Below are 18,108 nucleotides of genomic sequence, written 5' to 3' on the forward strand. Positions count from 1 at the left end.
CCGCAAGTGATCAACTACTATGCGATGAAAGCGGGGACCGCAACGAGTGCGGCCGCCACGGCGCGGCGGTTGCGTACGCGCCGAGCCGGGGATGCGCCCTTCGCGCGGCTCCTACCAGCGCAGCAGCACGGTGCCGGCGCTGAGCCCGCTGGCTATGCCCACCAGGGCGACGAGGTCGCCCCGCTTGAGCCGGCCGGCCCGTTCGGCCAGGTGCAACTGCATCGGCAGCGTGGAGGCGGCGAGGTTGCCGTGGTCGACGATCGTCACCTCGGCCTTGCCCGGGGAGGCCCCCATGAGCTCGCAGCCCCAGTGCAGCGCCGCCAGCGACGGCTGGTGCACGCACACCACGGCCATGTCGTCCCAGCCGAGCCCGCGCTCCGCCAGCGGCTGCCGCAGCACGCCGAAGTCCAGCTTCTGCACGCCGATGGCCAGGCCCACAGAATCGATGGTGAAAGGCCCGGTACGGAACCCGCCGGAGGCGTCACGGACGAACGGCATGATGGAGGCCCGCCAGTCCGCCGAGTTCGCGCCGAACGCGTGCCCGAGCACGCCAGGGGTGCCGCTGAGCTCCAGCAGCAGCGCCGTGCCCGAGTCCGAGACCGTGTACGACGGGATCGCCGGTTCGAAGTCCTCCCGCGACCCCACGTGCCACCGGATGCTCGAGGTGATGACCTCGCCGCAGACGATGAGGACCGTACGGTGATGGCCGGCGGTGATGAGCGCGTCGGCGAGGTGAATCGCCCGCAGGACGCTGTTGCACGCGTCCCGCACGTCGAAGACGGGGCAGCCGGCGCCCAGCTTGGCCGCCACCATGTGTCCCGTCGCGGGTTCGACGGCGTCGCCGGACACGCCCGCATAAATGATCAGGTCGATCGAGGGCGGCGTGTGCCCGGTCTGCCGCAGCAGCCGGCTCGCCGCCTCCGCCGCCAGGTCCGATGCCATGCACTCCGGCGGGGCGACATGGCGGCGTCTGACCCCGCTGTGCCGTTCGATCAGGCCGCGCGGGATGTCGATGCCGGGGTTGCGCTCGGCCAGCAGGTCTTCCAGCTGCTCCGTCGTCAGGCTGACCGCCGGCACGTGCGCCGCCACCCCCGCCACCCGGGAGTATCGTGACTTGCTCATTCCGCTCCGCCCTGCACGCCTGCGGGCCGCATGGCCGCACGGCGGCGCCGAGATCGCCGATCGAGCATGCCGCGTCCGCTCTCCTAGGAAACAGGCGCTCACGATAGGCAGCATCCGGCCGCGGACCTAGGGGAACCGCCGAGGAGACGACCTTGCTTGCCCCGGCCTTGACCTGTGTCGTCAAGGAGGGCTGGGGGAGCTGGGAGGTCAGGTCGGCGAGTTCAGGCTCCCGTTTCCCGAGTCCGGCGCGGGCCGGGGGATCCTGGCCTCGACCGCGGCGAGCTGGGCGGCGAGGATCGCTTCGAACACGGCGTGGCGGTTGTCGGACAGGGGGCGGATGTCGCGGGAGAAATGGGCCAGGGCGGGGAAGCGCACGGGGTCGGCGCCCAGCACCGCGACGCGGAACGACTCGAGGCCCTGCTCGTGCTCTTCGGGAGTGATGCTGCCGGCCGCCGCCTCGGAGGAGATCAACGCCGCGAGGAGGATCGCGAGCCGGTGGTAGTGCGCCGGGATCTCCTCGTCGGGCAGGCCCGATGCCCGCAGGGCCGTCAGTGTCTCCTCTATGACCAGCCGGGAGCCGGTGCCGCCTGAGACGTAGCGGGCCCAGATCCCGGCGACCTGGGGATGCCGGCCGAAGGCCTCCCTCAACCGGGTGGCCACCGTGGTGATGCGCTGTTTCCAGTCGCCCTCGGGGCGGTAGCCGTCCATGGCGGCGATGAGGATGCGGTCGGTGACCGCGCGCAACAGCTCGGTCTTGTTGCGGAAGTGCCGGTAGAGGCTGGAGGAGTCGGTCCCGAGGGCTGCGGCGAGCCGGCGCACGCTGAAGGACTCGGCGTCGCTCGTGCGGAGCAGCTCCGCCGCCGTGTCCAGGATCTCTTCGGTCGACCAACGCCTTCGGCCTGCCATGTCACCCCTCTCATCCGGACCCAACCTAACCTATGCACTCACTGTTGCACGCACCGCGTGCATAATGGAGGCGACCATCCATCCACTCACGACGAGAGGACACGCAACGTGAACAACCCCCTTGACGCCGTGGCGCTGCGAACCGCCATGGACAACGTCCACCGCGCGGGGATGCCCGGAGTGTTCGCCGAGGTGCGTGACGGCGACCAGGCATGGCGGGGGGCCGCCGGGGTCGCCGATGTCGCCACCGGACGTCCCGTCACGGCCGACATGCGGCACCGCGTCGGCAGCGTCACCAAGACCTTCACCGCCGCCGCGGTGCTGCAACTGGCCGAGAGCGGCCAGATCGGGCTGGACACGCCGATCGGCCACTACCTGCCGCGGCTGGTCCCCGGAGAGCGCGGCGACGCGATCACGGTCCGGATGTTGATCAACCACACCAGCGGCCTCGCCGAATACCTCCCTCACGCCTACCCGTCGCTCAAGGCGTTCCCCTCCGTGGCGGACACGGGGCCGGAAAGCCTGGACGAGCACCGGCTCACGCGGTTCGAGCCTGCCGATCTGATCGAGATGGGAGTTACGGCGCCCGCCGTCGGCGCGCCGGGCGGCACCCCCGGGGTGTACTCCAACACCAACTACCTGCTCCTCGGCCGGCTCCTGGAACACGTGACCGGCACTCCCGCGGAGAAGCTGATCACCCGGAACGTCATCGACCGCGCCGGGCTGCCGGACACCCGCTTCCCGGACGGACCGCATGTCCACGGGCCGCACTCGCAAATCTACGAGGCGTGGTTCGGCATGATCGACCCGCCGCGCGACTACAGCGTCTACGACATGTCGTGGGTGGGGCCCTCGGCCGCGCTGATATCGACGATGGCGGACCTCAACCGCTTCTTCGGCATGCTGCTGGCCGGGGAGATCGTCAGCCCGTCGTCGCTGGCGCAGATGCAGCGCACCGTCCCGGTCGTCTCCCAGGAGGGGAAGGTGATCGACTACGGTCTCGGCCTGCACCCGACGGAGGCCCCCGGCGGCGGCACCTTCTGGGGCCACGGCGGCACGGTCTGGGGTGGCGGGACACTGTCCATGACGCGCGCCGACGGCAGGCGGCAGATGTCCATCGCGGTCAACCTGCAGCGGTGGAACAGGCTCGACGCCTCGGGGAAACCGCAGCCCCATCCCATCGACGACGCGCTCGCCGCCCTCTACAGGGTGGCGATGGGCGGTTGATCCCGCCGGCGCTCCAGGTCTGGAGTACCGGAGACGCCGCGGTGGCGGGAGTGTCCGTGCTGAGCGAGCGGGAGCTGCGGGTGCTGGAGCTCATCGCGCGGGGCCTGTCGAACGCGCAGATCGCGGAGGAGGTGGGGTTGTCGGTGTCGACGGTGAAGAACCGGGTGAGCGACCTGTTCGCCAAGCTCGGCGTGCGCGACCGCGCCCAGGCGGTGATCGTCGCCTACGAGGCCGGGCTGGTGACGCCCGGCCACGGGCGCCCGTAGGGGCCGCCCGCGAGGCGGGACGGCGAACGTTATCGGGGGGTCAGCACGCAGAACTCGTTGCCGTCGGGATCGGCCATCACCACCCAGCCGACCTCGCGCTGGCCGATGTCGACGCGCCTGGCTCCGAGGGAGACGAGACGGTCGACCTCGGCCTGCTGATCACCGCCGGCAGGGGGAGCGAGGTCGAAGTGGAGCCTGTTCTTCCCGGTCTTCCGCGCCACCGGAGGACCACCCCACGTGATCTTCGGACCTCCGTGCGGCGAGCGGATCGCGGTCTCCTGGTCCTGGTCCCAGACCAGCGGCCACCCCAGCGCCTCGCTCCAGAAGTAGCCGACCTCCTGCGTGCCGTCGCACGAGAGCGCTCCGATGAACCCGCAGTCGGCGAGGAAGTTGTTGCCCGCCTCGATGACGCACATCTCGTTGCCTTCGGGGTCGGCGAGCACCACATGACCCTCCTCGGGGCGCTGGCCGACGTCGATGTGGCGCCCACCGAGCGCGAGCACCCTGTCCACCGTCCGCTGCTGGTCGTCGGGGGACGCGCTGGTCAGATCGAAGTGGATCTGGTTCTGGGTGGTCTTCTTCTCCTGGGTCGGCAGGCAGCGGATGCGGAACCCGGTGTCGTCGCCCGGCACGAGCACGAGGCCGTCGTGGGGGTCGTCGGTCATCTCCCAGCCCAGGACCCCGGCCCAGAAGCGGGCGAGAGCAGGCGGGTCGTTGGCATCGACGCAGAGCGCGACGAGCTGGGAAGCCATCCGGCGTCTCCTATCTGATGACTCGCCGGACGCGGGCACAAGGGCGTCGTCCCGGCGCGTGACGTTAGCAACGCTAGCCCAGCCGATGCGTACGATGCCAACGCATTTCGGGCGCCCTCAGGTGGGCCTCTCGCCCATCTTGTGCGCGAGGCGGATGTAGGTGTTGTCGGCCTTGTACTGGAAAATACCGATGGGCGCCTTGGCCGGATCTCCCCTGTCGGTGAAGTCGATCGGGCCACTCGCTCCGTCGTAGTCGATGTCCCTGCCTTCGGCCAGCAACCGTGCGCACGCCTGGAAGCCGGTGCAGCGCTCGCCGGCCCGCGTCACGTCGGCCAGGGCGCCGGCGATGCTCTTCGGATCATCACGGCCCGCCGCGACGGCGGCCAGCGCGGCGACGACCGTCGCGTCGTAGGCCTCCGGAGCGTAGGTGAAGTCGGTCGGCGCGGAGTCGACTGCGAGCAGCCGCTCCTCGAAGGCGGCGGCCACCCTGGCTCCCGCCTGGGTCGCCTTCGCCCCGGTGAGGACCCCCGGGGGAAGGCCGAGGCTCTCGCCCGAGGACAGGTAGCCGTCCGTGAAATACCACTTGTGCTCTCCCACGCCCAGTCCCTGCCGCACCAGCTCGCGGACGACGGCCGTGGCCTCGGCGAAGCCGACGACCACGATCGTGTCCGGGTTCGATGACCTGAGCTTCTTCACGTCGGCGGTGTGGCTCTCGCCGGAGGCGTCGTAGGTCTCGACATGGACGCGGTCGACGCCGCGGCGCTCCAGCGACCTGCGGATGTGCTCGCTCAGCCCTGTGCCGTACGGGCCGTCCGACGCCAGGATGCCCACCCGCCGGCCGCCGTCGGCCCGGATGAGCTCCCCGAGGACGTCGCCCTGGATGGCGTCCGGTCCCGCCATGCGGAAGAACAACCCGTCGTCGGCGGCGCCGGTGAGCTCGTCGGAGGTCGCGGTGGGCGAGATCTGCACGACCCCGGCGGTCCTGACCTGGTCGATCGTCGCCAGGGACGTTGACGACATGATCGGGCCGATGACGACGTCGTTGCCTCCGGCGATCAGCTGGGCCAGGGCCTCGGTGCCGCGGTCGTCCGAGTCTCCCGCGTCCACCTCGGTCCCGATCACCTCGCGGCCGAACACCCCACCCGCCTCGTTGATGTCGGCGATCGCGAGCCGGACGCCCGCGGCCATCGGCCGGTTGAAGAACTGCAGACCGCCGCTCTTGGGCACCAGCGCTCCCACCCGCAGCACTCCGTCGCCGCCCACGTACGCCGGCGCCATGGCCGGCTCGACACCGCCCGCCCCGCTGCCGGAGACGGACGACAACGTCCAGGAAGCGGCGGCCACACCGGCCAGCGCGAGCACGCCGGCGCCCTTGGTGAAGACGCCGATCCTGCGCCGGCCGATCCTGGCGGGCGCGGTGGGCGTAGCAGGCGGCGCGGCATCGGGCGTGCCGCGGCCGGCGTCGGGCGCGGGGCCTCCTGCCGGGCGCGGAACCTCACGGTACGGGACGACCCCGCCGGGTCCGTCGCCGTCACCGTGCTCCGCGGCCGGAGCCTGGTCCGCCGTGCGCAGGCGTCTGACGGCATCGGCGGCCAAACGGCTCGTGCTGCGTACGCCGGCCATGCCCACCAGCACGTCCCGATAGGCCGCGTCCCATGCCCGGCGATCGGCGAGGTCGCCGGGAAGCGGGCGGCCGGATCGTTCGACGATGCTCAGACAGGTGTCGACGAACACCTCGAAATGCTCCTGCCGTGGGCACACCGGCCGGGTGTTGCTGATCATCCCGTCGATGGTGCTGCGCTTCAGCCGCAACGGCGCCTGTCCCGCGCGGCGCCGCGGCGTACGGCTGCTGGCGACCTCCAACTCGCGGACCGACACCTGTGCGGCGTCCTTCAACGCCCGCAGCCGCCGGGCGAAGTCTGGTCGCGGATCCGGCTCCCACCCCATTCGCCCCACCTGCCGATCGCGTTCCCGGCCACAGGGGTGTCCGGCGATGCCGGACACCCGCCTCATCGTCCAGAGCACGGAGCCCCACCTCGAGATACACCGGTCACGCGAACGGACTCGTCCGGTGACATCGCCGGACACCCGTTCGTGACGCGACCGTGGCAGGAAGGTGCGGGCAGCAAGACCACCTTCCACGCGGACCGGGGCCGCCTCCGCGTCGCCCGCCGGCCCCGGCCTGACGACCTTCGGCGAGAACTTCAGCAAGGAGACAGAGATGAACAACGGCTCACGTGCGCTGGTCGGGCTCACCGCGGCGGCGCTCCTGGCGACGGCCGCGGTGCCGGCCGCAGCCGAGGCCACGGCGGAATCCTCCGCGGCGCGCACGGCCGTCGCCGCGCCGCAGTTCTGGGGTCCGTACCACTCGCCCGGCGGCAGGCGGGCCAGGGCGGCCGGTACGGTCACCGCGACCGGCGAGGACCACGAGGTGATCCCGTCGGCCGCCACGCTGACCGTGTCGGGCACCGTCACCGACCTGGCCCGGGCCCGGTCCAGGTGCGGGTGGGTGGTGTTCGGCATCGCCACCGTCAACACGGCCGGCAATCAGGTGACCTGGAAACGCCACCACGTCCGTACATGCGCCTACCGCACGTCCAAGCGGTTCTCCTTCACCTATCGCCGGGTGTACCAGGTCGAGGTGAAGGTGTGCTCCGCGCGCCGGGGGTCGGCGCCGTCGATCCAGTGCACCGCCGGCAACCCCGCCTGGAAGAACATCTACACCTCCCCGCACTAAGGGGAGTCACCGGGGATGCTGCCCGCCCGGCGTCAGCCGGCGGCCGCGGGGCCGCCGGCGAAGCGGCGCAGCGCGTCCAGCCCCGACAGGCCGTAGACGTCCTCCACCGCGTCGGCCAGCAGATGGCAGGTCCTGAACCGGTCGAGCGGGGTGAGCCCGAGCCGCGTCAGGTGCAGGTAGGTGTAGTTGAGCAGCACGCGATAGCGCCGGAAGGCAGGGTCGGCGAAGATCGCCTCGTGGTAGGCGGGGTTGTCGAAGACCAGGCGTTGCAGCTCGCTCGGCTCGCGGTGCGGCGCCGGCGGGTCGCCTGGCCGCACCCGGAGGGCCTCGCCCGGCTCGATCATCGGCTGGATCAGCCGGCCGTCGTCCAGCGCCGCGACCCGCCTGCGGTACCGCTCCAGCAGGGATGCCCACTCCCGCACGAACGGGACGGCCGGGGCGCCGCCGTCGTCCAGGCAGGCGACGACCTCGCGTACACGCCGCGTCAGGGCCGCGCGCCGCTCCCTGAAGCCGCGCTCGAAGAGGGCGCGGGCGCCTTCCGGGTCGGCCGCCCAGGTGAGGTATCCCTCCGCGTGCATCCGGAACGACAGGTAGCTGCGGTCGATGCGCCGCGAGGTGTGCGCGATGGTCAGCATGAGGCTCAGCGCCAGCCCGATCCTGCTGTCGCGGCCCGCGCGCACGTGCTCCAGCATGCCGAACAGCAGCGGGGTGGCATCGACGTAGAACGCGGTGAGCAGGTCCACCGCCTCGTCGCTGCCGAGCACGTGCCGGCGCGAGTCGTACGGCGCGTCGCGGATGCAGTTATCCGGCGGCCACGGCGTGAGCGGGCCGCGCTCCTGCTCCCGCTGGGCGAGCAGGCGGTGCCTGGGCAGGCTCTCGGCCGGGTCGAGCACGACGGTCGAGGGGTGTTCGCGCAGGTAGCCGCCGACGACCTGGGCCACGCGCGGGCGCACGACCCGCTGCCAGACGGCCGGCTCCGCCTTGACGTTGATCCGCAGGTGCGGGCCCTGCCGCCAGTGGCGCAGCACGTACGCTGCCGTCACCTGGCCGCGCAGCCCGTCGAGCAGCGGCCGTACGGCGTCCAGCAGCAGGCCGTCCTTGTCCGGCGCGTGGTAGTGGACGTGCACGCAGTGCCAGGTGGGAGTGTCGGAATCGGGCAAGCCGGTCAGGGAGACCACCTCCGGGAGTCGGCGAGGCCGGCGATGGCACGGCCCGCCAGGAACGACATGTGCTGCTCGGTTCCGGCGCGCAGCCCCAGCCGGTTGTGGAGCAGATGCGCGCAGCGCATCAGGATCAGCGACACCGTGCGCCGCTCCGGCGGCGCGGCCAGGGCGAAGAACGCGTGGGGGGAGCCCGAGTCGAGCGGCGCGCACCGGCCGGCGGAGCGCAGCGCGTCGAGGTCGTCGCGGAGCGCGCGCATCGACGACGCCCACGTGGCCAGCAGGCCGCCGCCCGACTCGGGCGTGTCCCACAACCTGCGCGTCTGGGCGAGCAGGGCGCTCTCTCGGCGCCGCCAATCCTCCTCGCTCCCGGGAGCGAGCGGGGCGAGACCGGCGCTCGGCGCCTCGCGGGCGGCCGCTGCCAGGCGGCGCGCGGCGGCCGCCAGGTCGGGCTCGCACACGGCGGCCGCGATGGTCAGCGCGGCCAGCCCGATCGCCGCCCGCCGGCCCATCTCCGTCCCCGCGCGCAACACCTCCAGCGCGAGCCTGCTCGACACCGCGAAATGCCGTTCCGCGGCGGCCACGCAGGCGGCGTCGCCGTACGCCTCGTACTCGGGCCGGTAGCCGATGAACGCGACCGAGCCGGCGGGGTGCAGCCGCTCGTCATAGTGCGTACGCCGCTCGCCCCTGGCCATGGCGGCGGCGAAGGCGCGGTAGGCCGCCGCGTCGACGGAAGGGGACGGGCGGGCGGCGAAGTGGGCCGCCGCCCGCTCGCGGACCAGGTTCCGGACGCGCGGCCGCAGCGCCGAATCCGGCACCTCCAGCCGCAGCCGCACGTGCTGGCCGCCCTCCCAGTAGCGCAGGAAGAAGGCGCGGCGCGCGGTGCCGTCCGCCGCCAGCTCCCGCGTCACCGGGTCCACCACGCCGGTGATCAGCGGGTCGAGGTCGCCGAAATGGAACAGGTGCACGCCGACCCAGCCGTCGCCGGTGGCCGCGTCCTCCCGCGCCGCCGTCATCGGCCCGGCCTTTCCGACAGTTGCACGACGTACTCGGTGACCCGGCCGCCCGCACCGTAGCGGGGCGCCTGGTAGGGGTCGGGCAGCGCCTCTTCGAGCACCAGCAGCGCGCCGGGGTCGCGCAGCGTGCGGACGAACCCGGTCAGCAGGAGCAGGTCGGTGACGTCCACGTACATGGGCTTGCGGTCCTTGCTCAGCAGTCCCGCCAGCAGGCCGCCCCGGAGATCCACCACTCGGGCGAAGAACCGGCGGGGCATTCCGTGCAGCGCCAGCCACTCGGCCAGCCTGGGCAGGTACGCGGCCTCGCTCTCGCCCTTGGCCGGCACCGGGAACGCGCCGGCTCGCAGCCGCCAGACCGCCCGCGCGACCGTCACCCGCCCGAGGTCCATCCGCGGCCAGTGCTCCACCACGCCCTCGGCCGGCGGTTCGGCACGGGCGCGGAACACCCAGCCGGGCACCATCGCCGTGGACGGCTCGCCGAACGCCCGCACCAGGAACTGCAACCACGGCGGCAGCCAGTACTGGGCCGTCATGCCCAGGTGGACCGGCCTGACCGGGCGGCCCGCGGCGTCGAACAGCGTCAGCCGGTCGCACTCGGGGTCGTAGCCGACCACGAGGTCCGCCGGCGAGACCCGTGGGAGGTGCGCGTCAGGAGCGGTGAAGGGATGGTCGAGGGCGAGGTCGGCGGCGGCGGGGCGGACGTTGAGGCCGCCGCCGACGAGCCCGCGGCACTCGGCCACCATGACGTCGTCCTGCGCCGCCCGCAGGCCGGCGGCAGGCGGCGGCTCTCCGCCTGCCAGGGTGACCAGCCGGTGCAGCCGCGACAGCCCGCGCCCGTAGCCGGCGGAGACCGAGTTGACGACCGCGCGCACGCCGCCGGGACCCGGCACGGCCTGCAGGTAGCAGCAGATCGACCCCGGCGGCCGGACGAAGCGCGGCCAGTTCTCCGCCATGGCGGCCAGGCGGGGCACCGTGAGCTCCACCACCGGCTCGCCGCCGCCTGGCCCGGCGCCGGCCCGTTCCCAGAAGCTCCGCCGCAGCTCCGTCAGCCGCGTCAGGCCGGGCGGGTGCTCGGCGCCCGGCACCGCGCGCGTGCCCGCGACCGGGTCGCGCAGCATGCCGCGCAGCAGCGCCCCGCCCTCGCCCGGCGCCTGCCGGTGGATCTCGCGGTAGAGGTCCAGGGCGGCGATCCGCCCGCCGGGGCCGTACCGGTCCAGGAAGAACGCGGTGGCGGCGATCTTGACGGGCAGGTCGGGGTCGAACAGGCCGAGCAGCCCGCGCAGCGCGTCGAGGTCGTCGCACACCCCGCGCCAGGCCGTCGCGCTCAGCCGTCCGGCCACGCCGGGGATGACGGCGCTGTGCCAGAGCAGGTTCTTGCCGGGCAGCGACGGCCCTGGCGGCAGCACCTCGCTCAGCGCCGCCCGCACGACCCCGGCCGCCCGCGCGCCGTCGCCGGGGTGGGTGACACCGTCGCGCAGCGCCTCGGCGACCCGGCCGACGGCCTGCGCGTACGGCGCCGCACCGTCCTCCGCCAGCCACGACGCCAGCCGTCCCACCGGGTCGGCGCCCTGCTCGTCGTACGGCGGGACCAGTTCGAGCAGCCCCGCGTCGACCAGTGGCTCGATCCCCGGCGCGGCGGCCAGGGTGGCGGAGTCCCGCCCGCGCACCCAGTCGAGAGCCTCCCGCACCGCGGGGGTCGCGGCCACCCCGGACAGCGGCTCGCCGTGCCCGAAGCCGAGGAACCAGATCCGGTCGCCGTCGTCGGCGGCGGACGGGTTGACGCGCAGGCGGGCCCGCTCCCGCACCCGCCGGTGCCGGGTGAGCGCCGCCCACAGCGGGCGCAGGACCGCCCGGTCCAGCTCCACCATGACGTGCCAGGCCGGCTCGCCGCCGGTCCGCACGGCGGGACCGTCCGCCTCCCACCGGCCCAGGCCGCTGAGCGTGAAGGTGGCGTACGGGCTGGTCTTGACGCTCGCCCGGGCGAGGTAGCGGGCCAGCCGCAGCAGTTCCTGCCGGTCGGGCGGGCGGTCGGCGGGGCCGGCGAGCCAGGCTTCGAGCCGGCCGGCCAGCACCGCGCTGCCCTGGGCGAGCCCGTGGCGGAAGCCGGCGTCGGACACCGCCTCGCGCAGCACCGCCGTCTTCTCCCGCGACTCCTCCGCCAGCACGGCGGGCAGCGCGGCGCGCAACCTCTCCGCGCGCTGCCGCAGGGCGGTCCACGCGCTGATCCGGGCGGACAGGTCCGCGGGCAGCGCCGCCAGCACCCCGGCGGACGCGGCCAGGCCGCCCGGCCGGCGCCCCGCGAACACCGCGCGCCGCAGGGCCACCAGCCCGGACTTCAGCGGGCCCGGCGCCACGCCGCCGATCACATCGTGCAGCGGACCGGACAGCTGCGCGCCCTCCCGCCGCAGCCGGGCCGAGACGTTCGCCAGCTCGTCCACCAGCCGCCACGTCCGGGTGCAGCGCATCCGGTCGAGCCCGGCCACCGGCAGCCCTGCGACGCGGACTGCCAGAACGGGCGACAGGGCATAATCGGGATCGGCGAGCCCGGCAGAGTAGCCGTCCTCCGCGACGGGGACGGCCTGCGCTACATGGGTCAAGGGAACGCGCTCCTCGAAGGGTTCGTCGGGAGGCCGAGGGCGCCCACGGCACGGGCGCCCTCGGCCCTGCTCGTCACATCGGTGGCCGTTCGCGGCTCACCGCCGACGCCTGCTTACACCTCCGGAGCCCAGCAGCTCATCGCCGTCAGGTACGACGAGCAGTAGCCAGGGGAGGAAGAGGCGCCGGTCTCGATGGTGCCGTGCCCTTCGGCCACGATGGAGTCGGCCGAGACGACGTCGATGGAGTCGACGTCCAGGCCGCGCAGGTCGAGTTTGAGGTTCTCCGACATGTGTGTCTCCTGAATGTGTGTGACGTACGAAAGGTCGTTCACGGGTTCTCGCCGACGCCTGCTCAGGCCTCCGGAGCCCAGCAGCTCGTCGCCGTCAGGTACGACGAGCAGTAGCCGGTGGCGGAAGAGGCGCCGGTCTCGATGGTGCCGTGCCCTTCGGCCACGATGGAGTCGGCCGAGACGACGTCGATGGAGTCGACGTCCAGGCCGCGCAGGTCGAGTTTGAGGTTCTCCGACATGTGTGTCTCCTGAATGTGTGTGACGTACGAGAGGTCGGACGCAGTCGGTCCGACCTGGTCACCAGCTCGTTGGGGCGGGCATCACCTCCTCGGCGACAAGGGCGGGGACAGGGCGGGCCACCACGGGCCCGCCGGTCGGCGGGGTGCCCATCGCCAGGAAGGACAGGCTCCTCAGAGGGGTCGCCGCGAGGCCGAGCACATCGTCGGTGGTCTCGTTCGCGCCGTCGGAGTGGATGCGCGCCGCCAGGCCCAGCGCGGTCGCGGTGAGCGTAACCCGCTGCGCGACCAGGCCCGCCTCGATCTGCTGCATGCGATACCAGCGGTCGCCGTACAGGCGCACGCCCGCGAGGGGGTCGCCAACGGGGACCAGCACGGCCGCGGCCCCGCGCAGCGCCACCCGGGTGTTGGCCAGCAGCCGCCCGGTGGCCACGGCCTCCACCCCGGCGCCGGCCAGCCGGTGGAGCGTGTGCCGTACGGGGTCGTACCAGTAGGCGGCGCGCGGCAGCCCCTCCACCCGCAGCGACAGCAGGCACAGGGCGGTCGCGGCCGGTCCCGTCGCGGTGCCGGGAAGGTCGGCCGGGTAGCCGCCCCCTGCCGCGGCCAGCACCGCGCCGAGCGCCCTGGCCGCGAGCGGCACCGGACGGTAGCCGGCCACCGGGGACGTACGCCGCGCCACCCTCGCGGCCGGACGGGCTCCGGCGGCGGGCTCGGGAGCCGGGAAGGCGGGGCCCGCCCGCGCCGGCAGCCCTGGCCGCGGCACGCCCTCCGGTTCACCCCGGCCGGGAGAGCGCGGGTCGGGGGAGTGCGGGCCGGGGGTGAAGGGGCGCGCGCAGGCACGGTGCAGGTCGGCGGCCAGGCCGTCCGGCATCGCTCTGGGCAGCGGCCTGCTCTCAGCGGCCACAGGCCGCGACATCAGCGACCTGGCCACGGACGAGGGCGGCGGTGACCCGCCGGGACGGGAGGCGGGCGGCGCGGTGAAGGCGGGCGGCGCGGCGAAGGTGAGCACGGCCAGCGCGGCCTCCCTGGTGCCGTCGAGGCCGAGCAGCCGGTCGACCTCCCCGTCGGGGAAGCGCAGGCGGGCCCGGCCGGACAACCCCAGCCGCCCGCCCACGGCCAGCGCTTGGGCCATGAGCACACCGGTCTCCTGGCAGATCAGGCGGTAGCCGAAGTCGCCGTACTTGAACATCGACCGCCAGAACACCGCGGACAACACGATCACCATGTCCGCCGCGGCGCCGTCCGCGGCCAGCGCGGTCAGGGCCGGGACGTGGTCGCCGTCGCGGACCCGCTCCAGCGCGTGGTGCACCGGGTCGTAGTGGTGGAGGGCGGCGGGCAGGTGCGGCTGGCCCGCGGCGACGTACGCCTCGATCGGGTAGAGCCCTCCGCCCGACGGCGCGGGCCGGCCGGTGAGCAGCATGGGCGGGTGCCCCAGAGGCTCGCCGGCGTCGTCGAGGTGGTGCGACCACACGATCCTGGTCATGCCGAGCAGGTCCCGCAGCAGCTCACCGAGCAGGCCGGGGCCCCCGCCGTCATCGGCCGACCACGGCAGCCGCACCCGTTCGGCGCCCGGGTAGCGCTTGTGCCGGGTCGGCGCGGCGGCCCAGTCGATGGACAGCGCGCCCCGGTCCCGCATGGCGGCCAGGTAGCGGCTCGTGGCCGCGCCGGGCGCGCTGGTCGCCGTGGTCGTGTGCACTGGGCGTTCGCCTCGCTTCGCGGTCACGGGAACGGGTGAGGGTACGGGTTCAGCTCTCCGGGCCGCAGGTCGCGGTCCCGGTAGCCGAGGAGCCGGGGCAGGCGCAGCAGCCGCGGCAGGCCGTGGACCCGCCGGTAGCGGTGCCCGAACGTCATGGACATCGTCCCGGGCACGATGATCTTCGCGGCGGACAGGCCGCACCCGCGCGCCTCCGGCGAGGTGATGTCCACGGCGATCACGTCGAGCCCGCCGGTCAGGTAACGTCCGGCCAGTTCGGCCACGTCCTCGGTGAGGTCGTCGTGCTCGGGCCAGCCCACGCGGGCCGTCACCTCGGCGACGCTCAGCGTGGGCCCCTCCAGCGGCAGGAAGCCCAGCCGGGCGAACGCGTCCGGGTGGCCGTAGGCCAGGGGATGGTGCTCCAGCAGGCGCACCTCGTCGGAATCGGCCGCGAGCCGCGCCGACGACGCCGGATCGTAGCGTTCGACATGACCGGCCAGCATCGGGCCCAGGTCCTCCAGCGCCCGGCGGAGCGCTCGCTCCGGATCGAGATGCGAGGCGGACCCGCACAGCGCCCGCGGCCGGTCCTCGCCGCCCAGCGCGTCGACGGCCATCACCCAGAACACCGGCACCCGCTGCTCCAGCAGCGCCGCGAATGCGTGCACCTCGTAGCCGAGCCGGTCCCGTACCCGCCGGGCGAGCATCGGGATACGCCGGTCGGCCGCCGAGCCGAGGTCGACCCGGGGGATCGGCATCCGGGCGTACCACGTGGCCAGGGCCGCGTCCCGCTCGGCCACCTCCAGCAGGCCGTACAGGATCGCCTCCGCCGGGTGGCCGCCCAGGGCGCAGCCGTTGGAGCACTCGTAGGCGAACCCGAGGTCGTCCGGCGGGCGGGGGCCGAAGAAGGCGTAGCTCTCCGGCACCAGCACCGGGGCGTTCCTGGCGAAGGAGTACGCCCACACCCAGGTCGTGGGGCGTTCAGGGTCGAAGCGGGTGAACAGGAAACCGGGCTGGTCGTACCAGTCGTCGGGGTAGAGGCCCAGCGTGCGCGGGTCTAGAGCGTGGTCGGCGACGTCCGTGTACGCGGCGCGCACGGCGGTGCGCCGGCTTCGCGGATGGATGCCGGCGATCCGCTCCAGGGCCTCGGCGACGGCGGTGGCCCGCGCCGAGACGAAGTCGTCGCTGCGGCCGTAGCCGTGGTGGCTCTCGTGCTCGGTGCGAACCGGGCTGAGCCGGGCGACCGCCATCGGGCCGCCGCCGTGCTCCTGCGCGACGAGGGCCTGCACGATGCCGGTCTCCGCGTCGACGAACCGCTCTTCCAGCTCCGCCGCGCGGCCGCTGATCCCGCCGACCCGGAACGTCGCGGGGTCCGGTTTGGGCGCCGGGCGCGGGACGTACCGCCCGAAGTGCGGATTGTCGTCCGGCCGGGCGCCGCAGTCGGGGCAGAGCGGGTCGGGCAGGAATCGATGGCGGCGCACCGCGGCGGTCGGCAGGCGTACCTTCAGCAGCGCCCCCACGGTCCGCGCGGAGCCGGGGTCGTGGCGCAGCCGGCGCACCTCGTCGGCGACCAGCGCGGCGACCGTACGTGAGACGAGGGGCGTGAGCAGGGCGCTGGGCCGCACATCGAGGTCGGCGGCCCAGCGTTCGCGCAGCGCGTCACGTGCCGGCGCGTCCGGCCGGTTGCCCGTGCGCCTGCGCTCCACACAGGTCGGGCAGCCGGGCCGCGACGGCCGGACGGCCGGGCCCACCAGTGCCCAGCCGGTCTCGACCCGCACCGGTAGCCACGGCACGTCCCGCTCGGCCGCGCGTCGCGCCACCGCCGGGTACGGCCGCCTGTCGTCGGCGTCGCTCACGACGACGATCACGCCGCCTCCCTGCCCAGCGGCGAGCGCCTGGCGTACGGCCGCGTGCAGGCGTCCCTCGCCCAGGACGGTGGCCAGGTCAGGGTCCGTGGCGGACCGGACCGTGGTGAGGGCGGCCTCAGTCATCGACGAGGACGACTCGGAGGACGAACGGCAACAACCGGGCCGCCTCGGGATCGCCGTCCAGTGGCACCGCCACCGGCACCTTGCCCGCGCGGCGCAGCGCCCCGGCCATCGTCCGTACGGCCTGGGACGGGTAGCCGTCCGGCGGCCAGAGGGGACGGGCTCCGGCGTACGCATGCTGCCGGGACGTACGGGACTGCCAGCGCAACAGCAGCCGTTCCAGGCCGTCGCGCCGTGCGTCGGGCACGGTGGCGGCCGCGGACACAAGTGTCTCCCGGCCGGGAAGCGTCAGGGCGACGGCGGGCACGCCGAGAGCGGCCGTGAGGTCGCGGATCCGCGGGCTCTCACCGGCCAGCGCGAGCTGGCGCAGCAGCGCCTCCGCGTCCGTCCCGCCCGAGTCGGCGCGGGCCGCTGTCGCGCCCGGGCCGGTGTGGTCGTCGGGGGCGGCCGGCAGGTGGGCGGCCGGCAGGTGCTCGCAGTGGGCCCGCAGACCGGCGGCCAGCGCCTCCGGCCAGCTCAGCCCGGCGCCGGTGCCGAGCGGGGCGCGTGGTGTGCCGGAGCCGTCGAGCCGGAGGGCGGCCCTGGGCACGGGCCGAGGACGCCCGCCCGGCAGTTCGACCCCCCACACCGCCTCCTCGCCAGGGCCGAGGGCCAGCAGACCGTACGTGGCCATGGCGGCCAGCAGGCAGCGCAGCCGGGCCGTGCGCTGGTCAGGTCCCCAGCCGTGCACAAGCGGGCTCGGCGCCCAGCCGGGCAGCGCGCCGAACGGGTCGGAGACGACCGCCTGGCAGATCGCCAGCGGTGACTGCGCCAGCGCCTGCTCGTCCAGCAGGCCGATCGGGCCCAAGCGGGAGCCGACCAGCTCGGAGGTGAGGCCGAGCAGCCCTTCCGCGTCGAGCGTGGCAGCCGCCTTCTCCAGAGCAGGCACCGCCCCGGCCTGTACGGCGCCCGCCCGGTCCGCGGCCGGTCCTGGTGCCGCCGGCGCCTCGTCCTCCCGCATGATGGCGGCCAGCGCCTCCGTCAGCTCACCGATCGCCTCCGAACGTGCGCCGGGACGGGCGCCCGCACGCGGGTGAGTCAGGAACCGGTGCGGGAGCGTGTCGAGCGTGCGCAGGTCCACCCTGGTGAGCCGGCGTTCCGTATCCGTGTCGAGCCCGGTCACGTGAGCGAAACCCGCGAGCGCCTGCATGGCGGCGACCACCGTGGGCACCGGTCCGGTGAGCAGGTCCTCGTCCGGTGGCGCCGGGGCCGCGGAGGGCAGCCCGGCCAGCCGATGCCAGCCCGACTCCACCGCTGTGGCCGCGGGCTGTCCCACCTGACCGAGCCAGACCTCCGCGGGGCCGACGAGGGCCTGACCCAGGACGACCGAGGCCGCCTCGCAGGCGCGGGCCGTCGCCACCAGCTCGTCGAGATCCTCGCTGACCTGGAGCAGGACGTCGGCGTCCCCCGTGATCGCCCGGCCCGGCAGGTCGGCGTCGCGCGTGGAGGCGAGCGTACTGATCTCCTGGGCGGGGTCGCGGCGGGCGGCGTCGGCGGCGCGGCCGGCCGCCTCGGGAGCGGGACAGATCACCGTGATCCGCCGCCATCCCGAGCCGGCGCACGCTCCCACCAGCGCCTCCAGCAGCGGCCCTGAGCCGGTCAGCACCAGATGGGCGCGACGTATCCGCTCGAACCGGGCTTCCGGCGAATCCAGGGCATAGCCGATGAATGCAATTTCTTCCGCGTACTCGCGCAGTTCGGCGGCGGTGAGCCCGTGGGGCCGCGCCTGCCGGGCGTCCACCACGAACCGCTGCTCGGCGAGCCGGCCCACCAGGCGCTCGACCATGGCCCGCCGGTCGTCGGGAAGGTGCGCGGTGAGCTCCGCCAGGGTGTGGCGGCCGGTCAGCGCGGGTGCCAGCCTCGCGAGCCAGGCGTAGGCCTGGCGTCCTCGCAGCGTGCACGCACCGTAGTCGCTGTGCACGTAGGCGCCGTCGGGGCATTCGACGAACCGTACGTCGTCGCGTAGCTGCGGTCTCATCGCCGTATCGGCGTTTGGGAGCGCTCCCATGAATGGGATGTTAGAAACCGGAACCGTTTAAGTAAAGATAAATCCGCTCTTTTATGTGCCTCTCTCTGCCGATA

General features: G+C 73.9%; 15 protein-coding genes. 3 read left to right on the plus strand and 12 right to left on the minus strand.

Annotation, left to right across the window (positions count from 1 at the left end):
• Window positions 1-111 precede the first annotated feature (111 nt).
• Both ABGB01_RS03490 and ABGB01_RS03495 read right to left on the minus strand, forming a co-directional pair.
• Window positions 112-1,122, minus strand: coding sequence for a 3-oxoacyl-[acyl-carrier-protein] synthase III C-terminal domain-containing protein (locus ABGB01_RS03490; RefSeq protein ID WP_347770200.1), 1,011 nt, complete (start codon window positions 1,120-1,122; stop codon window positions 112-114).
• A gap of 207 nt (window positions 1,123-1,329) precedes the next feature.
• A complete protein-coding gene (locus ABGB01_RS03495) occupies window positions 1,330-2,028 on the minus strand; it encodes a TetR/AcrR family transcriptional regulator (RefSeq protein WP_347770202.1) in 699 nt (232 codons plus the stop codon).
• 108 nt (window positions 2,029-2,136) lie between these two features.
• Between ABGB01_RS03495 and ABGB01_RS03500 the strand changes: the two genes are divergently transcribed.
• Window positions 2,137-3,255 carry a serine hydrolase domain-containing protein gene (locus ABGB01_RS03500; protein ID WP_347770204.1) on the plus strand — a complete coding sequence of 373 codons (1,119 nt, stop codon included), beginning with the start codon at window positions 2,137-2,139 and terminating at the stop codon, window positions 3,253-3,255.
• Between the two features lie 41 nt (window positions 3,256-3,296).
• Window positions 3,297-3,521, plus strand: a complete 225-nt coding sequence (locus tag ABGB01_RS03505; RefSeq protein WP_347770206.1) for a response regulator transcription factor — start codon at window positions 3,297-3,299, stop codon at window positions 3,519-3,521.
• Between the two features lie 29 nt (window positions 3,522-3,550).
• Here the strand turns inward: ABGB01_RS03505 and ABGB01_RS03510 are convergent, their stop codons facing one another.
• Together ABGB01_RS03510 and ABGB01_RS03515 are read right to left on the minus strand one after the other, a co-directional pair.
• Window positions 3,551-4,273, minus strand: a complete 723-nt coding sequence (locus ABGB01_RS03510) for a VOC family protein (RefSeq protein WP_347770208.1) — start codon at window positions 4,271-4,273, stop codon at window positions 3,551-3,553.
• 117 nt (window positions 4,274-4,390) lie between these two features.
• Window positions 4,391-6,220: an ABC transporter substrate-binding protein gene (locus ABGB01_RS03515; protein WP_347770215.1), complete on the minus strand. Its 1,830-nt coding sequence runs from the start codon at window positions 6,218-6,220 to the stop codon at window positions 4,391-4,393.
• 274 nt (window positions 6,221-6,494) lie between these two features.
• Between ABGB01_RS03515 and ABGB01_RS03520 the strand changes: the two genes are divergently transcribed.
• Entirely contained in the window at window positions 6,495-7,010 is a 516-nt protein-coding gene (locus ABGB01_RS03520) for a hypothetical protein (RefSeq protein WP_347770217.1), read from the plus strand.
• A 32-nt stretch (window positions 7,011-7,042) separates the two neighbouring features.
• Here the strand turns inward: ABGB01_RS03520 and ABGB01_RS03525 are convergent, their stop codons facing one another.
• The 8 genes from ABGB01_RS03525 to ABGB01_RS03560 all read right to left on the minus strand — a co-directional run bounded on the left by ABGB01_RS03525 (window position 7,043) and on the right by ABGB01_RS03560 (window position 18,034).
• A complete protein-coding gene (locus ABGB01_RS03525) occupies window positions 7,043-8,170 on the minus strand; it encodes a thiopeptide maturation pyridine synthase (protein ID WP_347770219.1) in 1,128 nt (375 codons plus the stop codon).
• A gap of 5 nt (window positions 8,171-8,175) precedes the next feature.
• On the minus strand, window positions 8,176-9,186 hold the full coding sequence (locus ABGB01_RS03530; protein ID WP_347770221.1) for a lantibiotic dehydratase C-terminal domain-containing protein: 1,011 nt from the start codon (window positions 9,184-9,186) through the stop codon (window positions 8,176-8,178).
• Entirely contained in the window at window positions 9,183-11,783 is a 2,601-nt protein-coding gene (locus tag ABGB01_RS03535; protein ID WP_347770223.1) for a lantibiotic dehydratase, read from the minus strand. The genes ABGB01_RS03530 and ABGB01_RS03535 overlap by 4 nt, the downstream gene beginning before the upstream one ends.
• A 113-nt stretch (window positions 11,784-11,896) precedes the next feature.
• Window positions 11,897-12,073 (minus strand): hypothetical protein, encoded by a 177-nt coding sequence (locus ABGB01_RS03540; RefSeq protein ID WP_347770224.1) that lies wholly within the window; start codon window positions 12,071-12,073, stop codon window positions 11,897-11,899.
• A 62-nt stretch (window positions 12,074-12,135) separates the two neighbouring features.
• Window positions 12,136-12,312: a hypothetical protein gene (locus ABGB01_RS03545; RefSeq protein WP_347770225.1), complete on the minus strand. Its 177-nt coding sequence runs from the start codon at window positions 12,310-12,312 to the stop codon at window positions 12,136-12,138.
• A 58-nt stretch (window positions 12,313-12,370) separates the two neighbouring features.
• Complete coding sequence (locus ABGB01_RS03550; protein ID WP_347770226.1) at window positions 12,371-14,005, minus strand: SagB family peptide dehydrogenase; 1,635 nt, start codon at window positions 14,003-14,005, stop codon at window positions 12,371-12,373.
• 23 nt (window positions 14,006-14,028) lie between these two features.
• Window positions 14,029-15,990, minus strand: coding sequence for a TOMM precursor leader peptide-binding protein (locus ABGB01_RS03555; protein ID WP_347770227.1), 1,962 nt, complete (start codon window positions 15,988-15,990; stop codon window positions 14,029-14,031).
• Window positions 15,983-18,034 carry a hypothetical protein gene (locus ABGB01_RS03560; RefSeq protein WP_347770229.1) on the minus strand — a complete coding sequence of 684 codons (2,052 nt, stop codon included), beginning with the start codon at window positions 18,032-18,034 and terminating at the stop codon, window positions 15,983-15,985. Before ABGB01_RS03560 ends, ABGB01_RS03555 begins: the two co-directional genes overlap by 8 nt.
• Between the last annotated feature and the right edge of the window lie 74 nt (window positions 18,035-18,108).

Source organism: Nonomuraea sp. B5E05 (assembly GCF_039880665.1).
In the GTDB taxonomy this organism is placed as follows: Bacteria; Actinomycetota; Actinomycetes; order Streptosporangiales; family Streptosporangiaceae; genus Nonomuraea.

What these genes read in the sequence shown, in the direction of transcription:
- ABGB01_RS03515 (WP_347770215.1), bottom strand. Translation starts at nt 6,220, where the DNA reads ATGGGGTGGGAGCCGGATCCGCGACCAGACTTCGCCCGGCGGCTGCGG.
- ABGB01_RS03520 (WP_347770217.1), top strand. Translation starts at nt 6,495, where the DNA reads ATGAACAACGGCTCACGTGCGCTGGTCGGGCTCACCGCGGCGGCGCTC.
- ABGB01_RS03530 (WP_347770221.1), bottom strand. Translation starts at nt 9,186, where the DNA reads ATGACGGCGGCGCGGGAGGACGCGGCCACCGGCGACGGCTGGGTCGGC.
- ABGB01_RS03555 (WP_347770227.1), bottom strand. Translation starts at nt 15,990, where the DNA reads ATGACTGAGGCCGCCCTCACCACGGTCCGGTCCGCCACGGACCCTGAC.
- ABGB01_RS03545 (WP_347770225.1), bottom strand. Translation starts at nt 12,312, where the DNA reads ATGTCGGAGAACCTCAAACTCGACCTGCGCGGCCTGGACGTCGACTCC.
- ABGB01_RS03540 (WP_347770224.1), bottom strand. Translation starts at nt 12,073, where the DNA reads ATGTCGGAGAACCTCAAACTCGACCTGCGCGGCCTGGACGTCGACTCC.
- ABGB01_RS03490 (WP_347770200.1), bottom strand. Translation starts at nt 1,122, where the DNA reads ATGAGCAAGTCACGATACTCCCGGGTGGCGGGGGTGGCGGCGCACGTG.
- ABGB01_RS03510 (WP_347770208.1), bottom strand. Translation starts at nt 4,273, where the DNA reads ATGGCTTCCCAGCTCGTCGCGCTCTGCGTCGATGCCAACGACCCGCCT.
- ABGB01_RS03560 (WP_347770229.1), bottom strand. Translation starts at nt 18,034, where the DNA reads ATGGGAGCGCTCCCAAACGCCGATACGGCGATGAGACCGCAGCTACGC.
- ABGB01_RS03495 (WP_347770202.1), bottom strand. Translation starts at nt 2,028, where the DNA reads ATGGCAGGCCGAAGGCGTTGGTCGACCGAAGAGATCCTGGACACGGCG.